The organism is Bacillus suaedaesalsae (genome assembly GCF_016890225.1).
Taxonomy (GTDB): Bacteria; Bacillota; Bacilli; order Bacillales; family SA4; genus Bacillus_BS; species Bacillus_BS suaedaesalsae.
Genome location: NZ_JAFELM010000030.1, coordinates 198,400 through 216,161 on the forward strand (window position 1 = coordinate 198,400; position 17,762 = coordinate 216,161).

Here is a 17,762-nt window from a genome sequence, read left to right on the forward strand (position 1 = left end):
CCCCTTATCTGTTGTATTGTAATCGTGACTACTCTTGTTTAACCCACCATTTGTGTACGTCATTTTGTACTGTGAATGCGTTAGCTTTTGTACCTTGTACACGCTTGTTAACAGCATAAACATCAAGTGGTTGGAACATAAAGATCATTGGTAGTTCATCGTTTACAAGTTTTTGCCACTCGTAGTAAATTTCCTTACGGTGTTCTATTACATCCTTACTTGCATCTTCAGGGAATTTAACACCCGCTTTAATAAGTTCATCAGACTTTTCGCTATACCATCTCCACATGTTCCATTGGTCTGTACTTAACCAAATTCCTGCTGGATCTGGATCTGTTGCTAAGCCCCATGCGCCGTTAAATGTGTCAATTGAAGGGTCATCCGCATCTAGAGAATCGTAGAAAAGGTTAAAATCCTTTAATGCTCCACCATTTAGACGAGCATCAATTCCAACATCCTTCCAGTTCTGTAGAATGTATTGAGCACGTGGCTCTGCAGTAGAAGTACTGCTCATTGCATCAAAGTTTACAGTGAACTTCTCACCCTTTGGATCTTCACGGAAACCGTCTCCGTCTTTATCCACGTAACCAGCTTCATCAAGTATCTTCTTTGCTTTTTCAGGATCATACTCGTATCCATTGATTTGATCATCTGGAATCTTAGCCCAAGATACAGATGGGAATGGTACGTTAACTAGTTGACCTAATCCATTACTGAATCCATCAAGAATTCCTTGGCGATCTAAAGCATGTGCCATTGCTTGGCGAAGTTGCTTATTTTGGAATTTAGGGTTATCAGATACTACAACACCTTTGTCTGCATCCCAACGGCCCCAGTCAAAGCCAATATAGCTATAACCTAAGCTTGGTTCTTCGTGTAAAACTAAGTTATCTAATTCCTTAATTTCTGGATATTGATCAGATGGAGCACCAATGATATCGATTTCTCCACTTTCTAGTAAACCACTTGCTAGAGCTGGGTCAATGACTTTGTATACAACTCCATCTAGAAGAGGTCTACCTTGCCAGTAATCATCAAAGCGTTCGAACTCGATCATTTCACCTGGAACGATGTTCTTCACTTTAAATGGTCCGAAACCAACAGGTGTTTTACGAACTTTATCAGAATCTACCATATCCTTAACTGCTACACCTTCGTAATGTTTCTTGTTCATAGGTACTACCCATAGGTTATCCAGTAAATTTACGATTGGCTCTTCAACAGTAATACGGATTTCGTAGTCATTAAGTACTTCAATACCTTCGATTTTGTCTGCTTTACCATCTTTATATGCTTGTGCACCTTTAATCATAGAAACGTTTGTGAAACGTTGTCCAGCATATTCAGGGTCAGCAATAACATGCCATGCAAACTCCATGTCTTCAGCAGTTAATTCTTTCCCATCATGCCATTTAACGCCTTCTTTAATCTTGAAAGTTAATTGAGTATTGTCTTCAGAGAATTCCCAAGTTGCAACATTTGGTTCAGGTAATAAATCATCACCTGTTGAAATAAGTCCTTCAGCCATGAAACCTAACGCAAGAGAATCATCTTCTCCTTCATAGAATGCAAACTCTAGAACACCTTTAAACGGTTGAGTGAATGCATATGTTACAGTTCCACCTTCTGTAGGTTCATTCGATGTTTCTTCAGTTTTTGCAGGCTCCTTGCTTTCTTCCGGTTTCTTCTCACCGTCGCCAGATTTCCCACTACATGCAGCAAGGAACATTGACATTACTAGTAGCATCGCCACTAGCCACAACATTGACTTCTTCATTAATTTCCCCCCAATTAGTTTAATAGAATAATTTCACTTTAAAAGAAGCTTACGAGAACTAGAGTTACTTATATAAGTGACAAGCTACTCTATGTCCTGGCTTCACCTCCTTTAAAGAAGGCTTTTCTTGCTGACATTCAGGCATCGCATGACGGCAGCGTGGATGGAACGTACACCCAGAAGGAGGATTAATTGGACTCGGTACATCACCTTCTAGTATGATTCTATCCTTCTTTTTTCTTGGATCTGGTTCTGGAATTGCAGAAATTAAAGCTTGTGTATATGGATGTAATGGCTCGGAATAAATGCTATCCTTACCTGCCACTTCTACTAATCCACCTAGATACATAACACCTATCCGATCACTCATATGTTTTACAACACTTAAATCATGAGCAATAAAGAGGAATGTTAAGTCAAATTCATTTTGCAATTCTTTTAGTAGGTTTAATACTTGTGATTGTACGGATACATCTAGAGCTGATACTGGTTCATCTGCAATGATCAACTTCGGTCTAAGGGCAAGTGCTCTTGCAATTCCGATACGTTGTCGCTGCCCACCAGAGAATTCATGGGGATATTTGTAATAGGCGTCTTCCGGTAATCCAACCTTCGTCAATAGCTCCATTACTTCGTTTTTTAGTTCTTTAGTTGATTTATTCGTGTAGTTACGGATGGGCTCAGAAACAAGGTCTCCAACCATCATTACTGGATTTAGCGAAGCGTATGGATCTTGGAATACCATTTGGAAATCTTGCCTAATTTTGCGGAGTGATGTTCCTCTTAGGTTTGTAATATCTTTTCCTTCAAAAATGATTTGACCGTCTGTTGGATCTAGTAATCGTAATATCGTCCGTCCTGCAGTTGATTTCCCGCAGCCCGACTCTCCTACTAATCCAAGTGTTTCTCCCTTTTTAATCTCGAATGAAATGTCATCGACAGCTTTTACAGCTCCTATATTCTTACGAAAGAAACCACCTTTAATAGGGTAATAGGTTTTTAGATTCTTAACTTCTAATAGTACGTCTTTTTCAACGTTTGTTAGTTGACTCATCTTACGCTTTCACCCCTTCTTTAGGATAGCTCATATCGTAAAGTAGACAGGATACTTCGTGCCCTGCTTCAACCTCTGCAAGTAATGGTGAAACCTTTCTACATTCAGCTGTAGCTTGAGGACATCGATCAGCAAATCTACACCCAATCTCTGGCATGTTTACTAGTGATGGCACGATACCTTTGATTGTACTTAATTCTTCTACTTCTTCGTCCATTCTAGGAATTGCACCCATTAATAACTTGGTGTAAGGATGTTTTGGATCATGAAATAATGTATCAACATTTGTTTTTTCAACAATTTTACCTGCATACATAACAATTACTTCGTCACACATTTCAGCAACTACACCTAAATCATGGGTAATAAGGAGAACACTCATATCATTAACTTCTTGAATTTCTTTAAGTAGCTCTAATATTTGTGCTTGTACGGTTACATCTAAGGCAGTTGTTGGCTCATCTGCAATAAGTATTTTGGGTTGACAGGCGATTGCGATCGCAATCATAACCCTTTGCCTCATCCCGCCAGATAGTTGATGAGGGTATTCATCTACAATCTTTTCTGGTCTTGATATTCCTACACTTTTTAATAAAGCAATACTCTTTAACCTAGCCTCGTTCTTTGTTAAACTCATATGATTTAATAACGCTTCTTGAATTTGATAGCCGATTGTAAACACCGGGTTTAACGATGTCATTGGTTCCTGGAAGATCATTCCTATATCTTTGCCACGAACCTTGTTTAAGTCTTTGTCTTTTAACTTAGATAAATCTTGGTCTTTGAACAATATTTCCCCTTCAAGTATCTTTCCATTTTCCTTTGGTAAGAGTCCCATAATTGACAGTGACATTACACTCTTTCCACATCCTGATTCTCCTACAATACCTATTATTTGCTTCGGCTTGACGGCAAAGCTGACACCATCAACTGCGTTAAAGTACTTTCCTCCGATTTTAAAACCTGTTTTTAAATTCTTTACTTGTAATAACGGTGCTACATTACTTTTAATCTCGTTCATATCACACCTCAACTTAGTTTAATTTCCCAATGTCATTTGATTCACATATTATTACAGAATAGTTACAATTGCAAGACTATTTTTTAAATTTGTAATATTCTATTTAAATATAATAAACTAAAACCCTTAAAATAAAAGTTTAATTTCAGAATGTAGCGAAATGGTACTCGACTCCTGCGGGAGCAGTGGGACAGGTGAGACCACACAGGCGGTAACGCCACGGAAAGCGAGTGCCATGGAGCGGAATTCACTTAGTTATACAGAAATACATTGAAATAAGAAAAGACTGTAGAAAACTCGAAATTATTCGAGTTTGTCTACAGTCTGAAAAGAGGCTGGGACATAACTAAATAAATCATCCTGATAGGCGAATAATATCTAAATTATTCTACCTATTAAATATTATACTTTTTTCGTACCCTTTGATATTTATTAATCATGTTAAGTGGAAGAACTAGTTCGTTCCATTGCGCTGCAGACACTCGCTTTCCGCGGGGAGGAAACTGAGCCTCCTCAGCTACGCCTGCGGGGTCTCAGCCTTTCCTCTACTTCCCGCAGGAGTCGAGTGTCTTCCGCTCCATTCCACTAGTTTTTAAAAATAGTATGCGAAATCAAACGAATCTATTGAAAGCAACAAATAAAGACCCGAACTATTAGGTGAAAGATATTGCCTAATAGTTCGGGTTTATCATTGGCTGAAATACTTATGTCCAAGCCTCTTTATTTCTTTAAGAATTTGCTTTTAACTTTTAAGTCAACCATTTTAGGATTTCCAAACTGTCCATTCGTTCAACGTTTGAAAGTTTCTCTTTCTTTTTATCTATACATTTGTTAATGATATGAGCACCTACACAATATCCTAGCATCTTAGGATAACCGCTTCGTCCATATAAAAGGTTGTTATATTCGGGATCTTGTTCCTTTACATCTTTATTTGGGAAAATGATAGTTTTCCACCATTTCTCTAATTTTTCTTCTGAATAATAGGAAATCCAATTCGCATTATAGGATTCTCCGCATATCTCCTTCACTGCATATTCCGCTAGTCCTTCAAGTATGATTACATCGAGAAGCGTCATTTCTTCCTCTTTTTTTGAAATTTGATTTAACCTACACACATGGTGGTATTCGTGAACTAGTAATGCTTTTATCTCTAAAGCTCCAATTTCTCTTGGTAAAAATAGAAATAGTTTATCCTTAAATGCGAGTCCAGCTTTTCCATTTTCCTTCATCAACTGAGCGTTTCTTTCATTTAACGGCAAAATAATGATAGGAATATCAGGTCCGTTCCATTTTTTTCGTATTGATTCAAATAGCTTCTTAACTGTTGACCAATGATTTGCTTTAATAAATTGTTGAATTTCATCCTTTCTTGTAAATATCGAGGGCTTATACATCCCAAATGATGCTAAATGTTGATAAATATCTACTGCCTTCCCCTTCTTAAAATACGTAATAAGATTTTCACAAAGTTTAACAGGTTGGTCTCCATATTCTTTTAACCAACGGTCTGTTTGAATGATTGACATTTCCTCACTCCATTTATCATAAACTTAATTCATATTATGAAAAGGCTTTTTGAGAAGGTGTCAATTCATTACAATATTTTTTTGAAACTGATATAGATTTTTCTAGTTCTTTCCTATTTATAATGTAACTGTATAAAAATACCACTTTATAATTAAATCATAAAAAAACCTGCACTTTTGAATGCAGGTTTCTGGAATGTTATTCGTATTTTTTGAAGACTAATGTTGCATTATGACCACCAAAACCGAGCGAGTTACTAATAACGGCATATACATCCTGCTTCCTTGCAGTGTTAGGTACATAGTCTAAGTCGCATTCTGGGTCTGGTGTTTCTATATTAATTGTCGGAGGGATGACTCCTTCTGCAATTGCTAATACAGAGAAAACTGCTTCTACTCCTCCTGCTGCACCTAATAGGTGACCAGTCATTGATTTTGTTGAGCTTATCGCCATTTTATAAGCGTGCTCACCAAAAACTTCTTTAACTGCCATTGTTTCATATTTGTCATTGTATGGCGTACTTGTTCCATGAGCATTCATGTACGTAATTTGGTCAGGTTGTAGTCCTGAGTCTTCAATCGCTTGTCTCATTGCACGAACTCCACCTTCACCAGCAGGTGCTGGTGCGGTAATATGATATGCATCACCTGTTGCTCCATATCCAACTATTTCAGCGTATATTTTTGCCCCACGAGCAAGAGCATGATCAAGTTCTTCAAGAATTAATATCCCAGATCCTTCTCCCATTACAAATCCGTCTCGATTTAAATCAAACGGTCTGCTTGCTGTCTTTGGATCATTGTTAAAGGATAAAGCCTTCATTGAACTAAATCCAGCGAATGCCATGTTTGTGAGTGGAGCTTCTGTTCCACCTGTTACCATCACGTCAGCATCTCCACGTTGGATGACCTTAAACGCGTCACCAATCGAATTAGCACCAGACGCACAAGCTGTTACGGTACATGAGTTAATTCCTCTCGCACCTAATGCTATAGAAACCTGACCTGCAGCCATATCAGGTATCATCATCGGTACATAAAACGGACTTACTCTTCTATAGCCTTTCGCTTGGAAATTTTGATATTGTTCTTCGTGTGTTTCCATTCCACCGATTCCAGACCCAATCCACACTCCAACACGTGGAGCCATTTCCTCTGTAATGGTTAAATTTGCATCTTTCACTGCCATTAAGGAAGCTGCCATTGCATATTGTGTGAAGCGGTCCATTTTCTTTGCATCTTTTCGATCCATGAATTCTTCAACATTGAAATCTTTTAACTCTGCTGCTACTTTTGCTGGAAAATTATCAGCATTTACCCTTGTGAGAGGAGCAATACCTGATACTCCATTGATTAAGTTGTCCCAAGTTGTCTTTATATCGTTCCCTAGAGGTGTAACTGTTCCAAGTCCCGTTACGACTACACGCTTCTTTTTCATTCTCGTACACTCCTTAATTTTATATAAAATTAATATTATTTACCCCATCGAAGTGCAATTGCACCCCATGTTAATCCTCCACCAAATCCAACCATAACAATTAAATCATCGTCTTTAATTCTTCCACTCTCCAATTCTTCAACAAGTGCAATGGGTATGGAAGACGCAGATGTATTTCCGTATTTATCTACAGTTACAGACATTTTTTCAATCGGTAATTCAAGGCGTTGCCTTGCTGCTTCCATAATTCTAATATTCGCTTGATGTGGAATAAGAAAATCAACGTCTTCTTTCCCAAGTCCCGCTTTCTCTAATACATTAATACAAGAATCACCCATCTGTCTAACTGCAAACTTAAATACTTCTCTACCGTTCATGATAATATATTCATCTTGGTATAAATGCTTTGCCCCAGTCCCATCAGACCCTAGTTCAAAGGATAAGATTCCTCTTCCCTCTGAAACTTGGCCAATTACTGCTGCACCTGCACCATCACCAAATAGTACAGCTGTATTTCGATCATTCCAATCTGTAACTTTAGATAACTTCTCAACACCGATAACTAAGGCATGGCGATATGTGTTAGATTCAATAAATTGTTTTGCCATTACCACCCCATACATAAAACCAGCACAGGCTGCACTCACGTCAAAAGCAACTGCATTCTTTGCTCCTAATCGCTCCTGAATTAAACATGCTACAGACGGAAATGGTTGATCGGGTGTAACAGTAGCTACGATAATTAAATCAATATCTTCCGCTGATAAATTCGCATTCTCTATTGCTTTTTCAGCTGCGAAGAATGCCATATGTGATGTATCCACATCATCACCAGCTATTCTTCTTTCTTCAATACCAGTTCTAGTTCTAATCCATTCATCCGATGTATCTACAATTTTCTCTAAATCATGATTTGTGACGACTCTTTCAGGAAGGTAACGCCCAATACCAATAAATCCAGCATTCAAATGTATGACCTCCTTGTATACTTGTTATCAAATATTATGACTTGGTACTAATTTTATAGCAAAAAAAACTATTTGACAACTGTAATATTTTTTTATGACAAAGGACAATTGTCCCTATCGAATGTGAACGTTCTGTCATAGTGTATAGTAGAACTGGTATGTACTTCCCACAAAATACCAAAACTTCACTACTTTCATAGGAGGTGCAAATCATGAAGGAGCAAGAAAATGAACAAGTCGAAAGAGAACATCCTTTTGATCGTTTAATGTTCGGGAATCGTAATGAAGAATCTAGAAATTCACGCCCAGTTTCTAGACAAACAACTACTTCTCAAAATAATTTTGATTTTGGTAGTATGCTACAAAATGTTGACACTATTATGAGTTCCATTAACAAGTTTAAACCAGTTGTAAAACAATTTTCTCCATTATTAGATTTGTTAAAAAAACAAAAATAAGTCGATTTCTACTACAAATCATATTTATAGAGGGCTAGCGCTTTCGTATTGTGCTAGCTTTTTTTATATTGGCCCAAGGCTACTTACTTTTTTATATAACTCTTCTCCCACAGGATTCTCGTACCTGCCACTACAAACAACTTATTGCTAAAATATCAAAACTTAGCATAGCCTTAACACTGTCATCATCATGTAAACAGATATAAGAAAATAAAAAAGACGCAATTTACATTACGTCTCTTCGCTTGTAACTTATTTTTCTTGTAGTGCTTCTTGTTTACCTAGGTCATATGCATCAGACATAACCTTTGTTAATAACTCCATTACGGGTTGTAATTTTGCCATATCTAGTTCAATACCCGTTTCATCTAATAAATCTTTTGCTTCAGGTAAATATTTCATCGCAATTTGCATGAATTGCATTTGTTTTGGATCCATTCTTTCATTCTCCTTTAGTCAACCTGATTCGGTAAATTTCCCGTCTTAATATAAGTTTCGACCGATTCATTTATTTTTGCTTGTACTTCTGGCCTTACTTCTGAGCTGAATTTCCCCATAGTAATCACTTTATCATCAAAATCAAAATAAAGATTACCTGGTTTCAGCTTCCCTTCATTGAAGTCTTTAGCTACTACCTCATAAAGTAGATCAACATGTTGAACAGTACTTGTTAACACCGTTGCTTCACCTAGGTCAGATTGATCGGAAATAAATCCAATCGCATACAAGCCTTCTTCCTTTAACTTTTCAATCATCGGTACGTTAAAACCATCACCCGCTGGATATACAACATCCACACCAGAAGCAAGCATTTGATCTAGTTGTTGCATAGCAACATCAACATTATCCCAATGCTCCGTATAATTAATTTTCACTTCAACCTCAGGATTTTGATAATGAGCTCCCTCAAAAAAGCCATTAACTTCTGGTTGCCATTCAAATGCAGCGATAACTCCTACTTTGTTAGTTTTCGTCATTTCGCTGGCGACCATACCACCGAAGAAGCCCATCGCATCTGACTTAAAGTTCAAGCTAGTTACATTGTCTCCTATTACATCCCCGTTAAAACAGACGAAATGTATATTGGGATATTTAGGAGCTAGCTTATTAAACCAGCTTGCATATTCACTTCCATGTCCAAAAATTAGCGTAATATCCTTGTCCGAGAACTCGCGTATTGCATCCGAAACTGTATCTTCATTATCCATGCCTTCTTTATAAAATACTTCGGCATCAAATGCAGATTGTATTCGTAGTAATCCTTTATAACCCTTTGTACCCCATACCTGATCGTTCACCGTTTCAGGGACAAGCAAGCCTACCTTTTGAATAGCACCAGAGGATGACGAATTCGAACATCCAGAAATTAAAAATAATAGTATAAGTATAATAGCAATAATTGGCTTTTTCATTTATTATCACTTCCTTTTGAAAATGAGTTAGCCTAAAAAATTGTAAGCCTGTCCACCGTTATTTTACCCTTTAACCTCTAAATTGGTAAAGGATAAAAATAAAATACTAATAATCTGTACTTATTCTGTTTTTCACATGATTGCGCTGATGTTCAATTCCTTCTTGTATATTGACCATCGGTTTAAAAGAAAGTATGTTAGTTGCTTTTTTGTTTGATAGCTTTGCTTTTGACATACTTTTCTCTATATGAAGTTTAGTATCGATTAAGTCCAAACCCTTTCTCCATTCACCAATTCGACCAGATGTAATGTGGATAATTTCCTTTGAGGCTTGGATGCTTTTGGCACGTATTAATGCTTCGATCACGTCATCTATATATAGTATGTCCTCAGTATAAGATTCCTTTATGTTTTTAAATGGCTTCCGACTCTCAATTGCTTCAAATGCCTGTTGATAGGCAAATTGACTAGGCTGCCATGGACCATAAACTGTTGGAAAACGTAAAATTGCATATGAAAATTTCTTTTGATTATATTCGTTATTTAATCTCTTTTCCCAAGTTACACACAGTTCTCCTACCCTATTCCTTGGTTTATAATCAGTTTCCTCAGTTACTTCTTCGACGTCATGATCAATTGCTTCTAGTGTTGAAATAAAAATCAGCTTCGTCCCTCTAGTTTGACACCATTGAATTGTTTCACTAAGTAAATGTTCAAAGCTTTCTATATAGCTCTCATCCTCAATGCCTTCTGAATCATAACAGACAAATATCGCTTGTAATTCTTCCTCAATCTCCTCATCATTTAATGTCTCAAGAGAAATGAAGTTTGCATTACGTCCAATCTCAAACATCTTTTCTTCGTTCATATTATCGCGCTTCGCATCAAATGTATCGATACTATATACCTTTACTCCTTGTTCAAGTAATCTCTTCACAAGGTGAAAACCAACAAAGCCCATTGAACCAACCACCATCACATCTTCCAATTTATCATCCCCTTTTTTCACCTGTTTTTTATATGTATGAATGAAGTTTAAGTTGATATGATTTTATTTACTTGTCTTACTCATTGTGAAATTGTGTTTATCTATGTGGATTTTAACTCCTTTCATACAAAAACCCTTATATCAGTAGAATATAAGGGTAGTTATAAAGACTTTTCATGTTTTTCATAAAACTGTATGATACTGCCACCAATGCCAAAACGTTTTTCATTAACATGAAACACGAGTTGTATTGGGGCAAATTGTTTTCGATATTGTTCGTATAGTCTACTTAGCTTTTTGGATTGATAGGTTTGTTCATCTGTTGAAATCCAAATTTTGATAGGATTCGTTGCTTCGTAAGTCTCAAAGGACTTTAGTTTTTCAACCTCGGTTTGAAAATTTTGTTCATCCCATTCATAAGCAGCGCGTAATTCCTTAACGATTCTTTTATAAAACAACTTATTTTCTTGTTCATGTCTGACTTGAGCGCTAATGCTTAAACACGGATTTAACATGGCCACCGAACGAATATTTTCTCCCATTTCCTCCAATAACTTCAATCCTGTTAAGGCTCCCATTCCTTCGACAAGCACATGAATATTATCATTTAAAATTTCGTTTTTCATTACGATATGATATAGTCTCTTCGCCAATGTAATGGCCTTCTGTGATCCCCAGTTTGCTCCATAAAGATTAGAATAAAATACGGTATAGCCGTTCTTGAGAAAAAGGTCTACAAATGTGTACCTTCCTGCATTTTGAATCCAGAAACTCGTTGACCCATCCACAAAGTGATTACGGTCTCCAATAATAAAGATGGCAAACCCATTTGGGCGTTCTGGTGTATGAACAACATTCCATTCTCCTTCTAACAAAAAAAATCGCTGATTCATAAAGTATTCCCCCGCTTACTAATTCCCAAAAAAATTCGCTCCTAACTAATGTATGTTTAGAATTGAAAAATGAAAGGGGAAATGCCTATTTTTTTCTTAAATCCTCATTTATATCACATCCTTCTATATGTCTGTTTGGTTTAGTGCTTCGAGTAACTGCTCAAGTCTTTCTTTACCAGCTGGTGTTAAATTTTTTTCTTCCTGCTCCAATAAAAGATTCATTTCTTGTATTAATTCATCGTTCATTCTTATCCCCCTTTATTCTTGGAAAGTAAGGTGCTTTTCTTAATTCTTATCACCAAAGTAAGTACTTATATACATAAATATTCTTTCAATTCGAACTTATTTATTTTTGTAGGATTATTGTGATACAATATATCTAACTGTTTTACTATTCGTATATGGAAATTGAGGTGAAGTCATGCGTTATTTTTGGACATTTTTCTGGACTTTCTTATTAATTCAAATGACACTTTACGTAGTTAGTTCAATGCAAAGCGCTACATATAGTTTTCAAACAGGAACTATTGTTGCTGTCGTATTCTCTATCCTAATCTTCGTATTAGGAGATGCTCTTGTACCAAAGGAGCAAGCTGAAAAGCATTAATAAAAAGGCTAGCTCTTTGAATGAGCTAGCCTTTAATTTTATTGATAGACAACCAAATAAGAAAGTCACCTCTTGAAATTGTGAGGTGACTCCTACTTATTAATGACCAAACTTTGGCGCATAACTCCATTTTCGATTGTGGTTGGAGTTTTCCGGGAAGGTGTCCCCTGCCTTAAGTCTAACCTTCTTTGGGTTCATAACATTACTTCCTGTTTCACCAATTTCAATATAGATCCCATTATTTGGTGCCTTTTGACCTGCAGTAAATTGTCTCGATTGACCCACTTTGCACCCTCCTCGTTGTTGAAATAGGTTGCATAAGTATTTTACCCAAATTTCAGGTTTCCTTTCGCAAATCAAAAATTGGAAAGAAACAGTAGTTAATCTGCAATATTAAGAGCTATTTTTGCATACCGTGACATGCGGTCCTTAGACCAAGCTGGTGACCAAACGATATTGACATCAACATCATTTACCTCAGGTAAATCCATTAATGCTCTTCTTATATCCTCTGTAATCGTTCCTGCCAATGGACATCCTATTGACGTCAATGTCATTGTAATCTTTGCGATACCTTTATCATCTAAATCTACGTCATAAATTAAACCGAGGTTGACAATATCAACCCCTAATTCCGGGTCATTTACTGTCTCTAAAGCACCATATATACTTTCTTCCATAGCTTTATCCAAATCCCAAACCTCCTAATTGTATGTTTATTATTAAGTATAACCCAGGAATGAAAACTAATTAAGTAAAACGATTTTTAGTTTACAGAAAATTAACACTATTTTTACATTTTATATTGATATAGTTAACACGCTAGTGCTATTTTTAAATTATAACTATTTGAAAGGGAGTTTTACGTATGCATGAAAGTATGAAAATTTATCACCGTACCGGTAGTCAAATATTAATTACGAATATACCTACGTGTCATGATGGAAGTCTTTCATTTGAAATAATGAGTCGGCTCCAAAAACAAATTGATGAAATTAATGCGATAGCTGAACCCAAATCTACGTACGAATTCAAATCAACTTAACCACCTAAAGTTCTCCTTATATAACTATTTTCTTAGACAGTCTCCGGAAAAAACGATACACTTACTACAAACTACATATAAAGGAGAAACTAGATGAAACCACATATTATAGCAATTGATCTAGATGGTACTTTATTAACTGATAAAAAAGTTATTTCTTCTCGTACAAAACGTGCTTTAGAAAGCGCAATCGAAGCTGGTCATCATGTAGTAATTGCTACTGGAAGACCTTATCGCGCTAGTAAAACTTATTATCAGGAACTTGGACTTACTTCACCAATGGTAAACTTTAACGGCGCACTTGTTCATCACCCTACCTCACCTTCATGGGGAACTCATCATTCACCATTTGATATTCAAACTGCAAGAGATATCATTCATTCCATCGAAAGTTTTTCCGTGAAAAATATACTGGCAGAGGTAATGGATGATGTGTACCTTCATTATCATGATGAGGATATTATGAACTGGGTTGGCATGGGTAATCCGAAAATCCAAACAGGAAACTTGAAAGAAATTCTTCAGCATGACCCAACATCCATTTTAATTCATGCTGAAGAATCAAAACTTACTGATATTCGTGCCCACTTAACAGAATTTCATGCTGAAGTTATCGACCATCGAAAATGGGGTGCTCCCTTTAACGTAATTGAAATCGTCAAAAGCGGAATGAATAAAGCAATTGGATTAAAAAAAGTATCAGAACATTTCCAGGTTCCTGCTGAACGAATCATTGCTTTTGGAGATGAGGATAATGATTACGAAATGATTGAATACGCTGGTCATGGTGTTGCTATGGGGAATGCCATTTCAGAACTAAAAACAATTTCCAATTTTGTAACAAAATCCAATGAAGAAGACGGAATTGCTCATTATATTGAGGAAGTTTTACAATTACCTAAACAATAAAATTTTACTGCTAAATTGTTACCAGCATATGAACGAAACATTTTTCACACAATAGTAACTGACGCAGAAAGGGTAGCGTCAACATATTTGAGGGGGAATGTATCATGGGCCGTAGCAATAAATCAAAGCGCTTTGTTCAACAAAGTAACGATTTTATTACAAAGCACGATGAACGATTCCCGTACCGGTCTACTTTAGCTGATGCTGAAAGTAAGAAGTTGAAGAATGTTACAGAAAGTTCTTTTGGAGGCGTATAATAATGGGCAACCAACTTTTTCAGAAAGCTCGTGAAACTGTAGCAATTGCAACAGAGGCATCTACTGGTAACAGTTCGGTTGATCCACAAAAAGCGTTAGATGTGGCAAAAAATGCACTAACATCTGCTTATGCGAATTCCACAGATGCTGAAAAAGTACAACTTCGTCAAATGCAAGACGACCTCGATCAGTTACAATAGCAAAGTAGAATATATCATACCCTTTGATACGATGTTCTTTTTGTAAAGAATTGTTTTTTGATCTACCTAAAACCTGCGGAACGTATTCCGCAGGTATTTTCGTTTTCAACTTCTATATCTTCTGTTAAGATTGAACTAATCAATTCACTATTAGGAGTTATTGCATACATGAAGGTTATATCATTAAAGGACAATAAAAAAATAAACTCTATACAGTATCCATTAGATCTAATTGATACGTCTTTATTTTTCGTATCAAAGTCTACGACTACTTATCCATTAGCTGATATGACAATATATGAGAAAAAGAGCAAGCGTTCAAAGGAAATTCACTCTATAAACAGTGTAATTGATTTCCCCTATGAATATCCTTTTGTTAGCTACGCCACACACTCATCATCTGGCAATGTGGCTTTTTATACGTTTTTCCGCTTTAATTTAATTAGCAAGGAGTTACATGAAGTGGGAACGATTCATCTTCCACAAGAATCAGAGTTTGAAGGTATCTTCATGACAGATTCTGAAGTAATGTATAGTGTCTTTAACAAAGATGCAGACGAATCTGATGACGAAACGTCTCTTTACCTATTCGATGCAAAGAAACAACGTGTTTATACGATAGAAGATCGTTACTTGAGAAGTGCAATTTCTACACCTACGATCTTTCAGCGAAAGGGAGAAGCGCATCTGCTCTTAAATCCATATCTCGTTGATACATGGGAAAGTGAAGAATCTTACCGAAACCAAGAAGATGTTCCAGACATTTCGGCTCACTTTGAATACATTGGTGTTATTTCATTGAAACAGTTTGTGAAGGAATGCAAAGCTAATATTCCGTTTTCTATAACGATGATAGATTCAAAAGAAATAGATGGATTTACAAGAGTCATCGCTGAAAATATAGATTCCTTTTTCTACATTCGAAAGGATTATGCTACTCAAATTGTTGAACTTGTACAGGTTAATAAAGAAACCTTCAATAAGAGTATTTATCAATTACCAAACGGTTTTTCTTATAATACAATACGTATCTTTAATGATCATGTGTACTTCGTTTCAACAACAGAAGATTATTTTTATGCACCGATTAAAAAAGAAATTTTCCGCATCGAACATACATATTTCCAGCACTTAGATGACCTATTGAGTGTGTATGTACATTATATTGATGAGAGGTATATCGTTGCCGATTGCTGGACTCGTAAAGATGCAAAAGATTTATTTCATGTCGCAATTGTTGATAAGTTAACAAAGGAAGTTCAATATTTTAACGGTAAGTCAATGGCATGCGAAGTTTTTGATCAAACGGTTATAATTTATTAAGCTAGAGGAACAAGTTCGTTCCATTGCGCTGCAGACACTCGCTTTCCGCGGGGAGGAAGCCGAGCCTCCTGATATGAACGAAACTGTCAAGGCTCCCACTCTTCACCAGGTTTGGATTGTCTTTTGACCAACTCTAAGAAGAGAAGCTATTTACGGCTTCTTTTCTTGATTTTGTTAGTTAGCAAGCCATTCTGGCTAGAATAGCTCCTTCTTTAGCTTACTGACCACTTCTCACTTCTTTGTATGTCTGTCAAGTGGTCTCCTTGACTGTCATACAAAGAAGTGAGAGACTCCATTAAGCTATAGAAGGAATCTGTTCCTTTCTCCTTTTTTTGACTTGAATAGAAGTTAAGAACACGGCACGAAGGCAAAAATCTCTACTGCGGTTTACGCTCTGATATCCGTGGGTTTTCACATTTTATCTTTCCGTATAAAGGACTAATCCACTAACTCGGCACGTGCGTTAATCTATTTAGATATAGCACAGAGGAGGCCACGTGGGTTTTCCTTTCCGGTTTTTTTCTTTGCCTTCGAGCCCTGTTCTCAATCATCTATCTTTCTTCGTAAATTATTCGTGTGAAATTAAAGCCATACATAAAAAATGGATCAATAATACCTATATCACCGTAACATGACAACTTGTAAGATCAAAAACTAGCGTTTTTTACTTCTTCTACCTCTTGTGTAATAGCCCAAATAAAACCAGCTAATTCTCTGGCAACTGCAGTAATTGCTTTTCCACTTTCTTTTCCTCTTGATAATAATCGGTAATACTTTTTATGAAGTCGGTTTTGTGCTTTCCAGGATATCGCTTGAATAGTGGGGGACTGTCCATTTTGTCGTCTCATCAATTCTCCTTTAACTGACGGTTGATAACGATAACTCCATGCAGCTTCTACTAATAAGCGTCGTACATGACGATTCCCTGTTTTTGTGATGCTCCCTTGTATTCTTCTTTCACCACTTGAGTATTCACTTGGTATTAAACCAATATAGGCCATTAATTGTGTTGGTGATGAGAAACGTTTGAAAGAACCTATCTCCGCTACAAGACTAGTCGCAGTAATAAGAGCTACACCTCTTAGTGATTGTAAGGCTTGAATGGTTGGGGCGTGTACGCCCTCCGTTGCCTGAACTCTAATTTCTTCCTCTAGTCTTAAAATTCGTTGTTCTAGCTCTTTCAATTGATGATAATATTCTTGAAAGACCACACGTAGTTTGGAGCTTTCAAATTTTAATGCATCCAGCCATCTACGATATTTGACCGTCCATTTGTTCACACCTGACGGTGGCTTAATGTTATTACGAAGCAAAAATTTACTCAAACGGTGCCTTGCCCTAAGTTCATCTTCTTTTGCATCTTCACGACATCTTACAAGATCACGGAGAGCTTCATCCTCTTCGTTTGGAACATAGATGTTAGTTAATTCTCCTGCTCGATATAACTGAGCCAGTCGAATAGAGTCTCTACGATCTGTCTTAATACGTTCACCTGGTCTTTTAGGTATGAGAGATGGGGCTATCACATCACAATGAACACCTAGGGAAAGTAATAATCTATATAGTGGGTATCCAGTTGGACCGGCTTCATAACAGACTCGAAGAGTCTCGGTGTTTCCAAGTTTATTTATTAATTTCCTAACTGCTTCTGGTGTGTGAGGAATTACTCCCCAGTATCTCGGCTCTTCTCGCCCCTCATCCGCGATCGCAACTGCAATTTTTTCTTTTGATACGTCTAAACCTACATATTTTATGGTATCCTTCATAATAACTAGCTCCTTCCGTAATGTAGCTCTGATTTGGTTTGTTTTTACCAGTAAACATTCTAACCAAATTAACCTACGATGTTACGAGTAAGGAGCTAGTTTCGTTCATGATAACTC

The 17,762-nt window shown here is 36.7% G+C and carries 21 protein-coding genes; 7 read left to right on the plus strand and 14 right to left on the minus strand.

The features are described 5' to 3' along the window. Window positions 1-28: 28 nt before the first annotated feature. The 6 genes from opp4A to JR050_RS11550 all read right to left on the minus strand — a co-directional run bounded on the left by opp4A (window position 29) and on the right by JR050_RS11550 (window position 7,787). Window positions 29-1,777, minus strand: coding sequence for an oligopeptide ABC transporter substrate-binding protein (gene opp4A, locus JR050_RS11525; protein ID WP_204203642.1), 1,749 nt, complete (start codon window positions 1,775-1,777; stop codon window positions 29-31). A 64-nt stretch (window positions 1,778-1,841) separates the two neighbouring features. After that, the gene (locus JR050_RS11530; RefSeq protein ID WP_204203643.1) at window positions 1,842-2,831 is read right to left on the minus strand and encodes an ABC transporter ATP-binding protein; all 990 of its coding nucleotides are present in this window, start codon (window positions 2,829-2,831) and stop codon (window positions 1,842-1,844) included. Between the two features lies 1 nt (window position 2,832). Beyond that, window positions 2,833-3,852 carry an ABC transporter ATP-binding protein gene (locus JR050_RS11535; protein ID WP_204203644.1) on the minus strand — a complete coding sequence of 340 codons (1,020 nt, stop codon included), beginning with the start codon at window positions 3,850-3,852 and terminating at the stop codon, window positions 2,833-2,835. A gap of 749 nt (window positions 3,853-4,601) precedes the next feature. Next, entirely contained in the window at window positions 4,602-5,381 is a 780-nt protein-coding gene (locus JR050_RS11540; protein ID WP_204203645.1) for a DUF2268 domain-containing putative Zn-dependent protease, read from the minus strand. 199 nt (window positions 5,382-5,580) lie between these two features. After that, window positions 5,581-6,819: a beta-ketoacyl-ACP synthase II gene (fabF, locus tag JR050_RS11545; protein WP_204203646.1), complete on the minus strand. Its 1,239-nt coding sequence runs from the start codon at window positions 6,817-6,819 to the stop codon at window positions 5,581-5,583. Between the two features lie 35 nt (window positions 6,820-6,854). Further along, window positions 6,855-7,787: a beta-ketoacyl-ACP synthase III gene (locus tag JR050_RS11550; RefSeq protein ID WP_204203647.1), complete on the minus strand. Its 933-nt coding sequence runs from the start codon at window positions 7,785-7,787 to the stop codon at window positions 6,855-6,857. 212 nt (window positions 7,788-7,999) lie between these two features. Here JR050_RS11550 and JR050_RS11555 point away from each other — a divergent pair, with 212 nt between their 5' ends. After that, window positions 8,000-8,245, plus strand: a complete 246-nt coding sequence (locus JR050_RS11555; RefSeq protein WP_204203648.1) for a hypothetical protein — start codon at window positions 8,000-8,002, stop codon at window positions 8,243-8,245. Between the two features lie 252 nt (window positions 8,246-8,497). Here the strand turns inward: JR050_RS11555 and JR050_RS11560 are convergent, their stop codons facing one another. From JR050_RS11560 to JR050_RS20555, 5 genes are all read right to left on the minus strand, one after another. Then, window positions 8,498-8,683 (minus strand): ComZ family protein, encoded by a 186-nt coding sequence (locus JR050_RS11560; protein WP_204203649.1) that lies wholly within the window; start codon window positions 8,681-8,683, stop codon window positions 8,498-8,500. Window positions 8,684-8,697: 14 nt separating this feature from the next. Then, window positions 8,698-9,657, minus strand: coding sequence for a BMP family ABC transporter substrate-binding protein (locus JR050_RS11565; RefSeq protein ID WP_204203650.1), 960 nt, complete (start codon window positions 9,655-9,657; stop codon window positions 8,698-8,700). Between the two features lie 106 nt (window positions 9,658-9,763). Next, the gene (locus JR050_RS11570) at window positions 9,764-10,636 is read right to left on the minus strand and encodes an NAD-dependent epimerase/dehydratase family protein (protein ID WP_346726746.1); all 873 of its coding nucleotides are present in this window, start codon (window positions 10,634-10,636) and stop codon (window positions 9,764-9,766) included. A 170-nt stretch (window positions 10,637-10,806) separates the two neighbouring features. Further along, window positions 10,807-11,538, minus strand: coding sequence for a hypothetical protein (locus JR050_RS11575; protein ID WP_204203652.1), 732 nt, complete (start codon window positions 11,536-11,538; stop codon window positions 10,807-10,809). Window positions 11,539-11,661: 123 nt separating this feature from the next. Continuing rightward, window positions 11,662-11,784 carry a hypothetical protein gene (locus tag JR050_RS20555; RefSeq protein WP_283244070.1) on the minus strand — a complete coding sequence of 41 codons (123 nt, stop codon included), beginning with the start codon at window positions 11,782-11,784 and terminating at the stop codon, window positions 11,662-11,664. Window positions 11,785-11,959: 175 nt separating this feature from the next. Between JR050_RS20555 and JR050_RS11580 the strand changes: the two genes are divergently transcribed. Continuing rightward, window positions 11,960-12,145 carry a YjzD family protein gene (locus tag JR050_RS11580; protein WP_204203653.1) on the plus strand — a complete coding sequence of 62 codons (186 nt, stop codon included), beginning with the start codon at window positions 11,960-11,962 and terminating at the stop codon, window positions 12,143-12,145. Between the two features lie 99 nt (window positions 12,146-12,244). Here JR050_RS11580 and JR050_RS11585 read toward each other — a convergent pair whose 3' ends face one another. Next, window positions 12,245-12,430, minus strand: coding sequence for a YjzC family protein (locus tag JR050_RS11585; RefSeq protein ID WP_149220265.1), 186 nt, complete (start codon window positions 12,428-12,430; stop codon window positions 12,245-12,247). A 95-nt stretch (window positions 12,431-12,525) separates the two neighbouring features. Beyond that, entirely contained in the window at window positions 12,526-12,837 is a 312-nt protein-coding gene (locus JR050_RS11590; protein ID WP_204203654.1) for a metal-sulfur cluster assembly factor, read from the minus strand. Between the two features lie 176 nt (window positions 12,838-13,013). Between JR050_RS11590 and JR050_RS11595 the strand changes: the two genes are divergently transcribed. The 5 genes from JR050_RS11595 to JR050_RS11615 all read left to right on the plus strand — a co-directional run bounded on the left by JR050_RS11595 (window position 13,014) and on the right by JR050_RS11615 (window position 15,879). Next, on the plus strand, window positions 13,014-13,190 hold the full coding sequence (locus JR050_RS11595; RefSeq protein ID WP_204203655.1) for a hypothetical protein: 177 nt from the start codon (window positions 13,014-13,016) through the stop codon (window positions 13,188-13,190). Between the two features lie 93 nt (window positions 13,191-13,283). Next, the gene (locus JR050_RS11600; RefSeq protein WP_204203656.1) at window positions 13,284-14,099 is read left to right on the plus strand and encodes a Cof-type HAD-IIB family hydrolase; all 816 of its coding nucleotides are present in this window, start codon (window positions 13,284-13,286) and stop codon (window positions 14,097-14,099) included. A gap of 104 nt (window positions 14,100-14,203) precedes the next feature. Then, on the plus strand, window positions 14,204-14,356 hold the full coding sequence (locus JR050_RS11605; RefSeq protein WP_204203657.1) for a hypothetical protein: 153 nt from the start codon (window positions 14,204-14,206) through the stop codon (window positions 14,354-14,356). 2 nt (window positions 14,357-14,358) lie between these two features. After that, window positions 14,359-14,556: a DUF3813 domain-containing protein gene (locus JR050_RS11610; RefSeq protein ID WP_204203658.1), complete on the plus strand. Its 198-nt coding sequence runs from the start codon at window positions 14,359-14,361 to the stop codon at window positions 14,554-14,556. Window positions 14,557-14,724: 168 nt separating this feature from the next. After that, window positions 14,725-15,879: a hypothetical protein gene (locus JR050_RS11615; RefSeq protein WP_204203659.1), complete on the plus strand. Its 1,155-nt coding sequence runs from the start codon at window positions 14,725-14,727 to the stop codon at window positions 15,877-15,879. 647 nt (window positions 15,880-16,526) lie between these two features. On the opposite strand, the gene JR050_RS11620 is transcribed toward JR050_RS11615, so the two are convergent. Further along, the gene (locus JR050_RS11620) at window positions 16,527-17,645 is read right to left on the minus strand and encodes an IS110 family RNA-guided transposase (protein WP_204201818.1); all 1,119 of its coding nucleotides are present in this window, start codon (window positions 17,643-17,645) and stop codon (window positions 16,527-16,529) included. Between the last annotated feature and the right edge of the window lie 117 nt (window positions 17,646-17,762).